Consider the following 15,177-nt stretch of genomic DNA (forward strand, 5'->3'; position numbering starts at 1 on the left):
GAAAAAAAGCTGTCGAAATCGACAGCTTCCCTTTAAGAAATTGTTAATAGATTTTTTTCAATTAACGCATCAATTGCAGAACAAATCGCAATTTTCACATGAGAATACGTCAATCCACCTTGTACGTATGCAACATATGGAGGACGAATCGGACCATCCGCAGATAATTCGATACTTGCACCTTGAATAAATGTCCCAGCAGCCATAATTACATCATCTTCATATCCCGGCATATAGTTTGCATACGGAGTGAAATGAGAATTAATTGGAGATGCATATTGAATCGCTTGACAGAATGCAATCATACGATCTTTATCGTCAAATTGAACAGATTGAATTAAATCCGTTCTTGGTGCATTCCATGCCGGTGATGTATTCATCCCTAATTTCTCTAAAAATGCCGCCGTAAAAATAGCACCTTTCAGCGCTTGACCCGCAACATGCGGCGCTAAGAAGAAACCTTGATACATTTCTTGCAGACTGTATAAAGATGCCCCTGCCTCCGCACCAATCCCTGGAGATGTTAGACGATATGCACACGCTTCAACATACTGTTCTTTACCGACAATGTAACCACCCGTTTTAACAATTCCCCCGCCAGGATTCTTAATAAGAGAACCTGCCATTAAGTCCGCACCAACATGACATGGCTCGTTTTCTTCAATAAATTCGCCATAGCAGTTATCTACAAATACAATAACATCAGGTTTAATCTCTTTAACAAACGCAATCATCTCTTTAATTTGTGAAACTGTAAACGACGGACGAGTAGCATATCCTTTTGAACGTTGAATACCAATCATCTTCGTGTTACTACGGATCGCAGCTGCAACAGCTTCAAAGTCCACAAATCCCTCTTCAGTTAACGGAACTGCGTTATAACCAATATTATATTCTTTAAATGAGCCTACACCTTTTCCGCGCACACCAACGATTTCTTCTAACGTATCATACGGTTTCCCCGTTATGTATAGTAACTCATCTCCCGGACGTAAAATACCAAATAAAGCTGTTGAAATTGCATGAGTACCCGAAATAATTTGAGGACGAACAAGACCCGCTTCCGCTCCAAATACATCCGCATACACTTTCTCTAACGTGTCACGACCAATATCATCATACCCATAACCTGTCGTCGGAATAAAATGCGAATCACTAATTTTATGTTTACGAAAACTTTCTAGCACACGAAATTGATTACTCTCAATTACTTCATCCACACATTTATGCACTTCTATAATTTGACTTTCTACTTCTTTTACGATTGGAGCAATTTTTTCTCCATTTTTCAAACGATCAAACATTATTATTTTCTCCTTCTTCCACTAAAAATCTCTTTAATTGCCCATTAAGCGATGAATGAGCAAATATATATCCTGTACAATCATATACAAATTTATCTTCTAGAAACTCCATTTTAGTTAATAACGTTTCCGTCTTTAAAAGCGTTAACAACCTACCTTCACTCGGAGGAATTTCCACTTGATAATCATCCATTTCTTCCTTCATCTTCATTCCTATCGCTTCTTTTATACACAGTAAATCACTTTCTTCAAAAGCACTAGTCATTAAGAAATCACTTTTCGGAAATGGAATGAAGTTTTGATGCAATTTATCTTTTTTATTATATAACGTAATAATAGGAATATGATTAATTTCAAGGTCTGACAATAATTGTTTTACTGTCTGCTCATGCCCTACATAATTAGGATCTGCTGAATCAACAACATGTAAAATAACATCCGCTTCCCCAGCTTCTTCTAACGTAGATCGAAAAGCAGCAATTAGTGACGTAGGTAAATCTTGTATAAAACCAACCGTATCAGTCAAAAGCACTGTATACCCAGAAGGTAATGGCATCTTTCTTGTCGTCGGATCTAGCGTTGCAAACAATAAGTTTTCTTCAAACGTATCAGCTTCCGTTAATCTATTAAACAACGTAGATTTCCCTGCATTTGTATACCCAATTAACGCAACTTGAAATACTTTATTATCTTTCCTTCTCTCACGATATCTTTTCCGATGTTCTACAACAACCGCAAGTTGCTTCTTTATTTCATCAATACGTGATCGAATATGACGACGGTCCGTTTCGAGCTTCGTCTCTCCCGGCCCTCTCGTACCAATTCCACCACCAAGACGTGATAAAGACAAACCTTGCCCCATAAGGCGCGGCATTGTATATTGCAACTGAGCTAACTCTACTTGAAGCTTACCCTCTCTCGATTTCGCACGTTGCGCAAAAATATCTAGTATTAACTGCGTTCGGTCAATCACTCTCGCATCTAATACTGAAGATAAATTCCGAATTTGACTTGGTGTTAACTCATTATTAAAAACAATAACAGCCGGCTCTAACTCTTCCGTCATCGCAGCAAGCTCTTCTAGTTTACCTTTTCCTATATAAGTTGCAGGATGAAACTTCGGACGCTTTTGCGTCGTTGATACTAACACTTCCGCTCGCGCAGTCTTTGCTAGCGATGCCAGCTCTTTCATGGAATGCATAAATTTTTCATCATCATCTTGCGACAATTGACAGCCAACTAATATGACTTTTTCTTTTTCTTCCATCAAATATGTTCACTCATCCTTTTCGAAATTTAAACCTTCTAATATAATAGCAGAGGAAGCATATTTCATCTAGTTAGCGGGGGAGAAAATTCATGGCATGGGAGATTTTTAGCATCATAGGCACAATCGCCTTCGCACTAAGCGGAGCCATTGTTGCAATGGAAGAAGATTATGATATTTTCGGGGTATATATTTTAGGAATGGCAACCGCATTTGGGGGAGGTGCCCTTCGTAATTTATTAATCGGTTATCCAATCGTCGCATTTTGGCAACAAGACATGTTATTCCAAATCGCACTATTATCAATGACGATTATTTTTCTTTTTCCAAATAAATTAATTAGACATTGGAAAAAGTGGGAAAACATCACGGACGCCATCGGTTTATCAGCATTCGCTGTACAAGGAGCACTATATGCTCAAAAACTAGATTTACCAATCAGCGCTACAATCGTAGCTGCTGTTTTAACAGGCATCGGCGGCGGTATTATTCGCGACCTTTTAGCTCGCAGAAAACCTCTTGTCCTTCGAGCTGACGTATATGCGTTTTGGACGATTTTAGCAGGGTTCTTAATTGGCGCTAAAATTATCGTTAGCGATTGGGCTCTATACACCTTATTCATTTTAATTGTTTGCTTCCGCATGATTTCTATTCATTACAAATGGCATTTACCGCATAGACGTATTGATACAAAGGAACGTTCAATGCATAAATAGCGCTCTAACCTCTTTACATATCGTAAAGAGGTTTTTCTTTTCTAACGAGTTTTTCTTTACATAATGTTCATACTAACTTTTAAAGCGAGGTGAATACAAATGACAAACCATGTTAATAAAGGTGCTCAAAAAAGCTCAGTAGACCAAATTACACACGATCCTAATTCAGCACACGAAAAAAGCGCTAAAATGGAACGCTTCCATAAATCTTACCAAGAAAAAGCGAAAAAAGAGTAACGTACTTATACATCAAAAAACAGACGCACAGTTTACGTACTGTGCGTCTCCTCTTCAAGCATCAAATCCATACTTGATATCCCAATTAAATCATATTTATCATACGTATCCTCTTGTAACAATCGCATAGCTTGTGTGCGAATTGATTTTTCAACAATATTCCGTACGTATCGCCCATTACTAAATGATGTAATTTGTGACGAATACTTGACCGCATGTAAATGATCTCTAAATTTCCACTCTGCTTCTTTCGATAACTGATATTCACGTTCTTCATACATTCTCTTTCCAATTTCCAACAACTGATTTACCGAGTAATCCGCAAATTCAATAATAAACGGAAAACGAGATTGTAATCCTGGATTTAATGAAAGAAAATGATTCATCTCTCTTGAATATCCAGCTAAAATTAATACAAAACCGTGCTGCTTATCTTCCATATGCTTCACAAGTGTATCAATAGCTTCCTTCCCAAAATCCTTCTCTCCACCCCGCGCTAATGAATACGCCTCATCAATAAATAAAATCCCTCCCATAGCCTTCTTTATTAAATCTCTTGTCTTCTGCGCTGTATGACCGATATACTCACCTACAAGATCAGCACGTTCAGCTTCAACTAAATGCCCCTTCGATAAAATATTCATCTCAAACAACAATTTCCCTATCATTCTAGCAACGGTTGTCTTCCCAGTACCCGGATTCCCCCTAAATAACATGTGAAGCACTTGCTTCTCAGACTTCAACCCCACCTCTTGCCTTTTTTTGTTTACATAAATCCAAGCATAAATTTCTTTTATTATCTTTTTTATATCATCCATCCCAACAAGTTTTCCCATCTCTTCTTCAATTCTCTGCAACATCTCATGTTTAGTAGTGGTTTCACTTGAAATTACCGTTTTATTTTCTGATGCCGGTAACGAAATTTTCTTTCGATGGTTTAATACAATATTAATTTGATTGTTATTTTTCTTACGCATCGATTGTTCCATACAATCACCTCATTTTATCCACTCACCAAATATTATTATTCCAGTCCCTCTTGCAAATGCCTATTTTCAGAAAAGTTTGCTATAATATAAGAAATAATCAAGGTGGTGGGACTATGGAAACAACGGAATTCCATGATACAATACAAGCCTTTTCTATTTTTTTATTGAATAAAGGCCGAAAGTCTTCAACCATTAAACGTTATGTTTATGACATTGAAGATTTTGGACATTGGTTAGAAAAAAACAAAAAGCTCCCTTCCAGTAATATATGGGCAACACTTTGTACAAAAGACTATGAAGATTACTTTTCAGACTTAAAAAAGAATCGACACTACTCTGAGAAAACAATGCATCGTGTATTTATTGTATTAAATAGAATGCATCATTTTCTTAACATTCCAAATCCATTAAAGAATATGGAAATTACTATTCAACCAAACCGTGCATTGCGTAATGAAGATTTCATTTCATGCGAGGAAGAAAAAAGATTAAAGTATATAGTCACTTCATTAGAAGGACTTTCAGAAAAACAACGTCCTGTTCGTCCATTATTAATGGATCGTAATATTGCCATTTTAAGTCTATTAATCGACTACGGACTATCCTTACAAGAGCTTACAGCATTAACTATGCATCACGTTCATTTTGAAACTAATACACTTTCTATTCCGGCAACCGCAGGAGTAGAAAGAACAATCCCCTTAGCAACCGAAGACAAAAAACAACTGTACACATATTATAAAAGTATTCCAGAACCAGTTCGTCCTAAATACCATAGTAATGACCCGTTGTTTGTCGCATTCGATTTTAACCGCGGAACATACAGATGGGTATATGAAAACGACGCACCAAAAGCACTAACAGAAATCGCTATCCAAAAGATGATTCGACTTGAAGTAGCAAGAGCGAATTTACGTAAAGGCATTTCTGGACAGCATTTCCGGAACACGTTTATTTTACGCCTAATAAAAAAACAAACCCCAGAGCCAGAGATCATAAAATTAGTTGGCTTCAAATCAAAAATTTCACTAAAGCGATATTATCAATACGCTGAAAATAAAAAAAACGCCCTATAATAAGGCGTTTTTTTATTTTTTCTCGAAATAATCAATTTTACTATGACCATTTAACTACTCCCTGCATCTACTATGATGAGTTTCGTTTACATCCTCATTAGAAAGGAGAGATTTAATGTCTCATTTTAACGACAATCAAAATAAATACACCAAGCCATGCTTTCCAACTAGTGCTGGACGAATCCCAACTACTCCAACGATACCAATTACTAAAGCACAAATTAGAATATTCCGCGCAATCATTAACGATTTAATAAAAATAATCCCTAAACTTTTCGCCAATCCATCCCCAAAAAACATAGAAGATCTAATAGATACATTGCACCTACTAAGCAAATTCATTTGTTTACTAGACGCTACTTCCGCTCTGAAAGCACAAGGATTCGCCATTATCAAAAACTTAATAACTATATTAAAAAATCCGACCTTCGTAGCAAGTGCTGTATTTATTGAACTTCAAAACCTAATTAATTATTTACTATACATTACCAAACTATTCCGAATTGACCCTTGCACGCTTCAAGAGCTTCTTAAATTAATAGCAGAATTACAAACCGCTCTAGTTAATTCAGCTTCGTTCGGTCAAGGACCTACTGGACCTACCGGACCTCGAGGCAACACCGGTGCTACTGGTGCCACTGGACCTCAAGGTAATACGGGCGCTACTGGACCTCGAGGCAACACCGGTGCTACTGGTGCCACTGGACCTCGAGGCAACACCGGTGCTACTGGGCCTCAAGGTAATACGGGCGCTACTGGCGCCACTGGACCTCGAGGCAACACCGGTGCTACTGGTGCCACTGGACCTCGAGGCAACACCGGTGCTACTGGTGCCACTGGACCTCGAGGTAACACCGGCGCTACTGGCGCCACTGGACCTCGAGGCAACACCGGCGCTACCGGTGCCACTGGACCTCGGGGCAACACCGGCGCTACTGGCGCCACTGGACCTCGAGGCAACACCGGCGCTACCGGTGCCACTGGACCTCGGGGCAACACCGGCGCTACTGGCGCCACTGGACCTCGGGGCAACACCGGCGCTACTGGCGCCACTGGACCTCGAGGCAACACCGGCGCTACCGGTGCCACTGGACCTCGGGGCAACACCGGTGCTACTGGCGCCACTGGACCTCGAGGCAACACCGGCGCTACTGGTGCCACTGGACCTCGAGGTAACACCGGCGCTACTGGCGCCACTGGACCTCGAGGCAACACCGGTGCTACTGGTGCCACTGGACCTCGAGGCAACACCGGTGCTACTGGCGCCACTGGACCTCGAGGCAACACCGGTGCTACTGGTGCCACTGGACCTCAAGGTAATACGGGCGCTACTGGACCTCGAGGCAACACCGGTGCTACTGGTGCCACTGGACCTCAAGGTAATACGGGCGCTACTGGCGCCACTGGACCTCGAGGCAACACCGGTGCTACTGGACCTCAAGGTAATACGGGCGCTACTGGCGCCACTGGGCCTCGAGGCAACACCGGTGCTACTGGTGCTACTGGTGCTACTGGACCTCGAGGCAACACCGGTGCTACTGGACCTCAAGGTAATACGGGCGCTACTGGCGCCACTGGGCCTCGAGGCAACACCGGTGCTACTGGTGCTACTGGTGCTACTGGACCTCGAGGCAACACCGGTGCTACTGGACCTCGAGGCAACACCGGTGCTACTGGGCCTCAAGGTAATACGGGCGCTACTGGCGCCACTGGACCTCGAGGCAACACTGGTGCTACTGGGCCTCAAGGTAATACGGGCGCTACTGGCGCCACTGGGCCTCGAGGCAACACCGGTGCTACTGGTGCTACTGGACCTCGAGGCAACACCGGTGCTACTGGGCCTCAAGGTAATACGGGCGCTACTGGCGCCACTGGACCTCGAGGCAACACTGGTGCTACTGGGCCTCAAGGTAAACGGGCGCTACCGGTGCCACTGGACCTCGGGGCAACACCGGTGCTACTGGCGCCACTGGACCTCGAGGCAACACCGGCGCTACTGGTGCCACTGGACCTCGAGGTAACACCGGCGCTACTGGCGCCACTGGACCTCGAGGCAACACCGGTGCTACTGGTGCCACTGGACCTCGAGGCAACACCGGTGCTACTGGCGCCACTGGACCTCGAGGCAACACCGGTGCTACTGGTGCCACTGGACCTCGAGGCAACACCGGTGCTACTGGTGCCACTGGACCTCGAGGCAACACCGGTGCTACTGGTGCCACTGGACCTCGAGGCAACACCGGTGCTACTGGTGCCACTGGACCTCAAGGTAATACGGGTGCTACTGGACCTCAAGGTAATACGGGTGCTCAGGGCAACACGGGCGCTACCGGTGCCACTGGACCTCGAGGCAACACCGGTGCTACTGGTGCCACTGGACCTCAAGGTAATACGGGTGCTACTGGACCTCAAGGTAATACGGGTGCTCAGGGCAACACGGGCGCTACCGGTGCCACTGGACCTCGAGGCAACACCGGTGCTACTGGTGCCACTGGACCTCAAGGTAATACGGGTGCTACTGGACCTCAAGGTAATACGGGTGCTCAGGGCAACACGGGCGCTACCGGTGCCACTGGACCTCGAGGCAACACCGGTGCTACTGGTGCCACTGGACCTCAAGGTAATACGGGCGCTACTGGCGCCACTGGACCTCGAGGCAACACCGGCGCTACGGGTATCGGAGTTACTGGACCGACTGGACCTTCTGGTGGACCAACTGGACCTACGGGGCCGACTGGTCCTCAAGGTAACACGGGCGCTACGGGTATCGGAGTTACTGGACCAACTGGACCGACTGGAATTGCCTTCCCAGTAGCAACAATTGTTGTAACAAACAACATTCAACAAACTGTACTCCAATTTAACAACTTCATTTTTCATACAGTATTTAACGCAAACAATATTATCTTCAACGGCACAGATACAGTTACTGTTATCAACGCTGGTATTTATGTAATTAGCGTATCCATCTCTACAACTGCACCAGGATGTGCTCCGCTCGGAGTAGGAATTTCAATAAATGGAGCAGTCGCAACTGACAACTTCTCTTCAAATCTAATAGGCGACTCACTTTCATTTACTACAATTGAAACGTTAGTAGCTGGCACAAATATTTCTGTCAAATCTACCCTTAGCGAAATTACAATTCCCGAAACAGGCAACACTAACATCCGACTTACTGTATTTAGAATCGCTTAAATTTCACTATTTATTGTTTATGACAAATAAAAAAAGAGCGAGAATGAACTGCACCCCAATTGTTAGACACAGTCTAACAATTGGAGGTGCAGTTTTTCTATGGCTAAATTTACAGCTGATGAAAAAATACATATCGTTCTACGTTATTTGAACGGAAATGAAAGTTATCGAGAAATTGGTAAAGCGATCGGTATAAGGGACACAGTAATTTTGAATTGGGTAAACCAATATAAGCAAAATGGTGTGGAAGCTTTTCTAAAACGGTATACAAATTACACACAACAATTTAAACTAGACGTACTAAATTATATGATTGAAAACGGTACGTCCTTATTTGAAACGGCAGCTATCTTTAACATTCCTGCCCCTTCAACGATTATTGTTTGGAAAAAACAACTCGAAACACAAGGAATCGATGCCCTTCAATCAAAGAAAAAGGGGCGTCCATCCATGAAAAAAGAGTCAAATAAACAATCAAAACAAGCACCAGTTGAAGGTTCAGTCGAAGCACTTGAAGCACGTATTAAACAGCTTGAAATGGAAAATGAGTACTTAAAAAAGTTGAATGCCTTAGTTCAAAACAAGGAAAAGTCACTAAACAAGACAAAGCGCAAGTAGTCTATGAATTAAGGCATAAATATTCGGTGAAGGCACTCGTGGAGCTAGCTGATATTCCACGAAGCACGTATTATGATTTAGTAAAGAAAATGAATCGTCCGGATTTAGATGCCGATTTGAAAGCCGAAATTAAAGCGATTTATGAGGAAAATGAAGGTCGTTATGGCTACCGTCGCATTCGTGATGAGTTGACGAATCGTGGTCAGAAAGTAAATCACAAGAAGGTTCAGCGCATTATGAAAGAGCTTGGATTAAAGTGTGTTGTGCGTATGAAAAAATATAAGTCTTATAAGGGGAAATTCGGTAAAATTGCACCAAATATTTTAGCGCGCAGTTTTCATGCAGATGCACCGAATCAAAAATGGGTAACAGACATCACAGAGTTTAAATTGTTTGGAGAGAAACTTTATTTATCACCTGTATTAGACTTGTATAATGGTGAAATTATTACATATACAATTGGCTCTAGACCGACGTATTCACTTGTTTCAGAAATGTTAGAGAAAGCATTAGAACGTTTACCTGAAAATCACCAACTATTGATACATTCAGATCAAGGGTGGCATTATCAAATGAAACAATATGTCCGTACACTTGAATCAAGAGGTATTGTGCAGAGTATGTCTCGAAAAGGAAACTGTTATGACAACGCAGTAATGGAGAATTTCTTTGGGATCATGAAGTCGGAATTCCTCTACATAAAAGAGTTTGAAAGTGTAGAGCATTTTAAAATAGAATTAGAAAAATATATAGATTATTATAATACGAAACGGATAAAGGCAAAATTAAAAATGAGCCCGGTACAATACCGGACTCACTTTTATCAAGCTGCCTAATGAAATAACCGTGTCTAACTTTTAGGGGTCACTTCAAAAACTCGCTCTTTTTTTGTTATGTACAATAATTCATTACTACTCTAATTCAATCGAAACATTTTTTTGTGGTACAAATGTAGAAATTGCATGTTTATAAATAAGCTGTTGCTTACCTTCTGTTTCCAGCAGGACTGTAAAATTATCAAATCCTTTAATTAATCCACGAAGCTGGAAACCATTTAATAAGTACAGCGTAACGAACGTATTCTCTTTACGGAGTTGATTTAAAAACTGATCTTGAATATTGATTGATTGCTTCATGTCGAATCCTCCTCTTTTTCTCTACTTACTATTATTCGACTTTAGTTGTAGCTTTCCTTCTATGTATCGTAAAATTTCTGACGTTTTTTCACCATCAGTAACATCGAACCACGCGACATCCATCTTATTACGGAACCACGTTAATTGACGTTTTGCATAACGGCGTGAATTCGTCTTTAATTGTGATACCGCTTCTTCTAAAGATACACGATTCTCAAAATAATCATATATCTCTTTATAACCAATCGCTTGAATAGATTGACAATCTCGCACTCCTCTTTCATGTAGACCTTTTACTTCTTCTAATAAACCTTGTTCAATCATTAGGTTAACACGTAAGTTAATGCGATCGTATAGCATTTCTCGATCCATTGTCAAGCCAATTAATGAAACATCGTACAGTAACTCATTTTCTTGTTTTTCGAGCTGGTTACTCATTTTTTCACCCGTCGTGTGAAAAATTTCTAACGCCCGAATAACACGCCTTACATTATTGGCATGAATACGCTCCGCACTTTCTGGATCTACTTCTTGCAACTTTTTATGTATATATTCCACACCGCGTTCTAATGCTAATTTTTCCATCTGTTCTCGGTATGTAGCGTCCCCAGCCTCATCTGTAAACTGGTAATCGAATAGAACAGATTGTATATAGAGACCGGTTCCACCAACAATAATTGGTAATTTCCCGCGCTCAGTAATTTCTCGAATGCACTTACGGACACGTTCTTGAAATTCCGCCACAGAAAATGAATCTTCCGGATCTTTTATATCAATCATATAATGCGGAATTCCGTCCATCTCATCTGTCGTCACCTTTGCAGTCCCGATATCCATCGTACGATAAATTTGCATGGAATCACCACTAATAATCTCACCATTCAACGCTTTTGCAAGATCGATACTTAATTTCGTCTTCCCGACAGCAGTTGGCCCAATGATGACAGCAACTTTTTCACGTTGCACTTCTCCCATATCATTCAACTCTCTTTATGTAATATACTCCATCTATTGATTATACCCAATCTTACCAATTTTAACGGCATGATTGCAAGTTCTTTGAATCTAGTACATGAAATTATACATAAAAAAAGAGCATAGCTTGTCCAATTCTGCATATACATGATAAAAAATAGCTCGGGAGAGGGTGCAGTGACTATGAAACAAGCGACTATCGATTTTCCATTATTAATAAAAGACCTTATTTTAGCTACCGCTACAAAAGAACAAAATTGTTCACAAGAAGAATTATATTTCGCACTAAATTGTTTACTACGTTCCTTTCATTCTACTCTTCAAGAAACAGCGTTACATCCAGAAAATAAAAATACAGAGTATATGCAAACTCAATTTTGCACCGCGTATAAAATTATTACAGGTAAAACAATTTACCCTTTTCAATAATTCTTATAAAAAAAGCGGCCGCTTAGACATTTTCAAGCAGCCGTTTTTTATTTTAATACATTATTTTATAACTTTCACTTTAACGGATTTACGACCCCAACTATCAGCAGTGCTATCTGAACCAACTAAAACGTCAATACGGTTTCCTTTAATCGCGCCACCAGTATCTCCAGCAATTGCTTCTCCATATCCTTCCACCCACACTTTTGATCCTAGAGGAATTACTTTCGGATCAACAGCAATAACTTTCATATTTGGATTTGCTGTTAAATCATGCCCCATCGCAGTTAACACACGACCACCATATGTGCCATTTTCACTCGGATTAGCTGTGTAAGCTGTCGCTTCTACTGTTATTTCACGACCAGCAGGTGCACTTGTTTCAGTAGATTTCGCCACTGGCTTAGCTGCCGGCTTCGCTTGTGCTACTGGTTTACTTGATGCCCCACTTTTAACAGATTCTTTTCCGTTAACTGCCGTATCATTTTTAGCCGGAGTTTTCTCCTTAACTGATGCATCATTTTTAACCGCCGTTTTCACCTTAGTTGGTGCTTCATCTTGAGCTGGAACTTCTTTTCTTTCAATAACAGGTGCTGTACCTGTTAAAAATGGTACGTGAACATACGCCGCTTTCCCACCATATTCGAATTGTAACCATTCGTTTTGTACTTGATTTGTCGTTTCAATCAAGTCATCTTTTTTAAGCGTACCAAGAATTTCTGAATCAGTATTCGCTCCAGCACGAACGTTTAATACATTTGCTGTTACATAATAAGAACTTTTCGTAAACTCAGCACTTACAAACGCTTCTTTGCCATCTAATTTAATTTTGGACCATCCGTTTTCTGTATTTATAACATCTAATTTATTTCCACTTAACATTTTACCTACAAGCTTTGATTCTACAGTTGGGTTTTCTCTAACGTTTAATACATCTGTTGTTACAATCGTTTCCGCTTTAGCAGAACCTGCAAAAATCCCAAGACCAAAAACTGCTGCTGTTGCTATACCTAATAATTTTTTCATGAATAGCCTCCATTTGCTTTGTTTTCGTGTTCTCATTATAGCAACAGTTTTTTGTAGAATTTCGAAAATCACACAATTACAAAGCATTCGTAATAAACGATTAATGATTTGTAACATAAATTTCCATATTAAAGAATTGCATTTCTACCAAAATTAGCAATAGTTTTCATATATTTCTCACAAATTAGTATAAGAATTTTTTTCCAGAAAAAATTACAGTATTACTTTTTTGTTACAAAAAAATCACTTTTCATTACATCTTTTACCAAAATCCATCATAATCCAATTATTAAATTACTTTTTGTAATGAAAAAGGAACAACTCCTATTAGCTGTCCCTTTTTATCTTTTATTTAACTTTCTTCTTCCAAACACCTATCATAATAGCTGAAACAATCGTCCCAATTAATATAGAGAAAATGTATAGCAACGGTTTATTCACTAATGCGATAACAAACAATCCACCATGCGGTGCCGGCAATGTAATTTGGAATAACATAGATAAGGCACCCGCGATACTTGAACCAACAACACAACTTACTATTACTCGAACTGGATCGGCAGCTGCAAATGGAATCGCACCTTCTGTAATAAACGAAGCTCCCATAATATAATTTGTTAAACCAGATTTACGTTCCGCTTCTGTAAATTTTGTTTTAAAGAATGTGGTTGCTAATGCAATCGCAAGTGGTGGTACCATACCACCAGCCATAACTGCTGAGTGCACTCCAAAATTCTGTGCTTCTATGGCAGCAATACCAAATGTAAATGCCGCTTTATTAATTGGACCCCCCATATCAATTGCCATCATACCACCTAAAATAAGGCCTAATAATATAGCATTTGTACCACTCAAACCATTTAACCATCCTGTTAACATTTCATTTAATGCTACTACAGGCGGGTTTACTACTTTTTGCATAACAACTCCTGTAATCAACAATCCAAAGACTGGATATAACAAAACAGGTTTAATTCCTTCTAACTGTACTGGTAATCCTGAAAATAATCTTTTCAACCCTAAAACAACATATCCAGCTAAGAAACCAGCAATTAATCCACCTAAAAATCCAGCATTCGCTTGTGCTGCTAAAAATCCACCAACAACACCAGGCATAAAACCAGGACGATCAGCAATAGAGCTTGCGATAAATCCAGCTAAAATTGGTACAAGGAATAAAAACGCACCTGTTTCTCCACCGCCAATAGCCATTAATATTTCAGCAATAGGACCTTTTGCCTTAATTCCACCGAACATAAACGCTAGCGCGATTAAAATCCCGCCACCAACAACGAATGGAAGCATATTACTTACACCGCTCATTAAATGCTTATAAATTCCCAGCCCTTTTTCTCTCTCTACACTTTCTGCCTTCCCATCCTTTTTTACACCCTTAAAGATTGGTGCATCTTGTTTTACAGCTCGATTAAGAAGGATTTCAGTTTTTCTAATGCCATCAGCGACCGGCACTTGAATGACATGTTTTCCAGCAAAACGGTTCATTTCTACTTGTTTATCTGCCGCAACGATAATCGCTGTTGCACGTTCAATATCCTCTTTCGTTAAACCATTCTTTATACCTGTTGATCCGTTCGTTTCAACTTTAATGGCTATACCTAACTCTGCTGCTTTTGCTTTTAAACTATCCGCAGCCATATATGTGTGAGCGATACCAGTTGGACAAGCTGTAACAGCTAATACGTACGGTTCATTCCCTTCTGGCTTTGCTACTTCAACTTCTTCTTCTTTTTCATTCTCTTTTTCATCAAATAAACGAAGAAGTTCCTCTTCATCCTTTGCTTCTAATAATTGTTTACGAAAACCTTCATCCATTAATAATGTAGATAGACGCGACAACGTTTCTAAATGAGTATTATTCGCCCCTTCACTTGCAGCAATCATAAAGAATAAATGTGCAGGCTGTCCGTCAAGCGATTCATAGTTGATACCGCTTACACTTCTACCAAAACAAATTGCTGGTTGCTTAACAGCTTTCGTCTTCGCATGAGGTATAGCAATACCTTCACCAATTCCTGTTGTACTTTGTGACTCCCGCTTTAAAATAGCTTCTTTAAATTCAGCTTTATTATTTAAACGATTAGCACCATTTAATTTCTCAACTAATTCATCTATGACAGCTTCTTTATTTGAAGCTGTCATATTCATAATGACTGTATCCCTTTTTAATAGTTCTGTAATTTTCATA

The 15,177-nt window shown here is 40.3% G+C and carries 12 protein-coding genes and 1 pseudogene; 6 read left to right on the forward strand and 7 right to left on the reverse strand.

What is annotated here, in order from left to right; translation table 11 throughout:
• Window positions 1–32 precede the first annotated feature (32 nt).
• Window positions 33–1,304, reverse strand: coding sequence for a methionine gamma-lyase family protein (locus MHI07_RS16820; RefSeq protein ID WP_016105895.1), 1,272 nt, complete (start codon window positions 1,302–1,304; stop codon window positions 33–35).
• On the reverse strand, window positions 1,297–2,571 hold the full coding sequence (hflX, locus tag MHI07_RS16825) for a GTPase HflX (RefSeq protein ID WP_215579374.1): 1,275 nt from the start codon (window positions 2,569–2,571) through the stop codon (window positions 1,297–1,299). Before hflX ends, MHI07_RS16820 begins: the two co-directional genes overlap by 8 nt.
• Window positions 2,572–2,663: 92 nt before the next feature.
• Here hflX and MHI07_RS16830 point away from each other — a divergent pair, with 92 nt between their 5' ends.
• On the forward strand, window positions 2,664–3,287 hold the full coding sequence (locus MHI07_RS16830) for a trimeric intracellular cation channel family protein (protein ID WP_002111257.1): 624 nt from the start codon (window positions 2,664–2,666) through the stop codon (window positions 3,285–3,287).
• A gap of 99 nt (window positions 3,288–3,386) precedes the next feature.
• On the forward strand, window positions 3,387–3,524 hold the full coding sequence (locus MHI07_RS16835; RefSeq protein WP_002111258.1) for a hypothetical protein: 138 nt from the start codon (window positions 3,387–3,389) through the stop codon (window positions 3,522–3,524).
• Window positions 3,525–3,556: 32 nt separating this feature from the next.
• Here MHI07_RS16835 and spoVK read toward each other — a convergent pair whose 3' ends face one another.
• Window positions 3,557–4,513: a stage V sporulation protein K gene (gene spoVK, locus MHI07_RS16840; protein WP_002111259.1), complete on the reverse strand. Its 957-nt coding sequence runs from the start codon at window positions 4,511–4,513 to the stop codon at window positions 3,557–3,559.
• A 113-nt stretch (window positions 4,514–4,626) separates the two neighbouring features.
• On the opposite strand from spoVK, the gene MHI07_RS16845 reads away from it, so the two are divergent.
• From MHI07_RS16845 to MHI07_RS16855, 3 genes and pseudogenes are all read left to right on the forward strand, one after another.
• A complete protein-coding gene (locus MHI07_RS16845) occupies window positions 4,627–5,589 on the forward strand; it encodes a tyrosine-type recombinase/integrase (protein WP_016105898.1) in 963 nt (320 codons plus the stop codon).
• A gap of 115 nt (window positions 5,590–5,704) precedes the next feature.
• Window positions 5,705–8,787, forward strand: a pseudogene (locus tag MHI07_RS16850) (Gly-Xaa-Xaa repeat protein).
• Window positions 8,788–8,886: 99 nt separating this feature from the next.
• Window positions 8,887–10,241 (forward strand): IS3 family transposase gene (locus MHI07_RS16855; protein ID WP_215579378.1). Its coding sequence is split into 2 segments (ribosomal slippage): window positions 8,887–9,340 and window positions 9,340–10,241, totalling 1,356 coding nucleotides; the frame shifts between segments, so codons are not numbered across the junction.
• Between the two features lie 75 nt (window positions 10,242–10,316).
• Here MHI07_RS16855 and hfq read toward each other — a convergent pair.
• Together hfq and miaA are read right to left on the reverse strand one after the other, a co-directional pair.
• On the reverse strand, window positions 10,317–10,541 hold the full coding sequence (hfq, locus tag MHI07_RS16860; RefSeq protein ID WP_000813896.1) for an RNA chaperone Hfq: 225 nt from the start codon (window positions 10,539–10,541) through the stop codon (window positions 10,317–10,319).
• A 21-nt stretch (window positions 10,542–10,562) separates the two neighbouring features.
• On the reverse strand, window positions 10,563–11,516 hold the full coding sequence (gene miaA / locus MHI07_RS16865; RefSeq protein WP_002111263.1) for a tRNA (adenosine(37)-N6)-dimethylallyltransferase MiaA: 954 nt from the start codon (window positions 11,514–11,516) through the stop codon (window positions 10,563–10,565).
• A gap of 183 nt (window positions 11,517–11,699) precedes the next feature.
• Between miaA and MHI07_RS16870 the strand changes: the two genes are divergently transcribed.
• The gene (locus MHI07_RS16870; protein WP_002199601.1) at window positions 11,700–11,945 is read left to right on the forward strand and encodes a hypothetical protein; all 246 of its coding nucleotides are present in this window, start codon (window positions 11,700–11,702) and stop codon (window positions 11,943–11,945) included.
• 60 nt (window positions 11,946–12,005) lie between these two features.
• Here MHI07_RS16870 and entD read toward each other — a convergent pair whose 3' ends face one another.
• Together entD and MHI07_RS16880 are read right to left on the reverse strand one after the other, a co-directional pair.
• Window positions 12,006–12,971: a cell wall-binding protein EntD gene (entD, locus tag MHI07_RS16875; protein WP_078172986.1), complete on the reverse strand. Its 966-nt coding sequence runs from the start codon at window positions 12,969–12,971 to the stop codon at window positions 12,006–12,008.
• A gap of 348 nt (window positions 12,972–13,319) precedes the next feature.
• Window positions 13,320–15,176: a PTS fructose transporter subunit IIABC gene (locus MHI07_RS16880; RefSeq protein WP_002160826.1), complete on the reverse strand. Its 1,857-nt coding sequence runs from the start codon at window positions 15,174–15,176 to the stop codon at window positions 13,320–13,322.
• Window position 15,177: the final 1 nt, after the last annotated feature.

The sequence above is a fragment of the Bacillus sp. FSL H8-0545 genome (genome assembly GCF_038006105.1).
Classification (GTDB): domain Bacteria; phylum Bacillota; class Bacilli; order Bacillales; family Bacillaceae_G; genus Bacillus_A; species Bacillus_A cereus_U.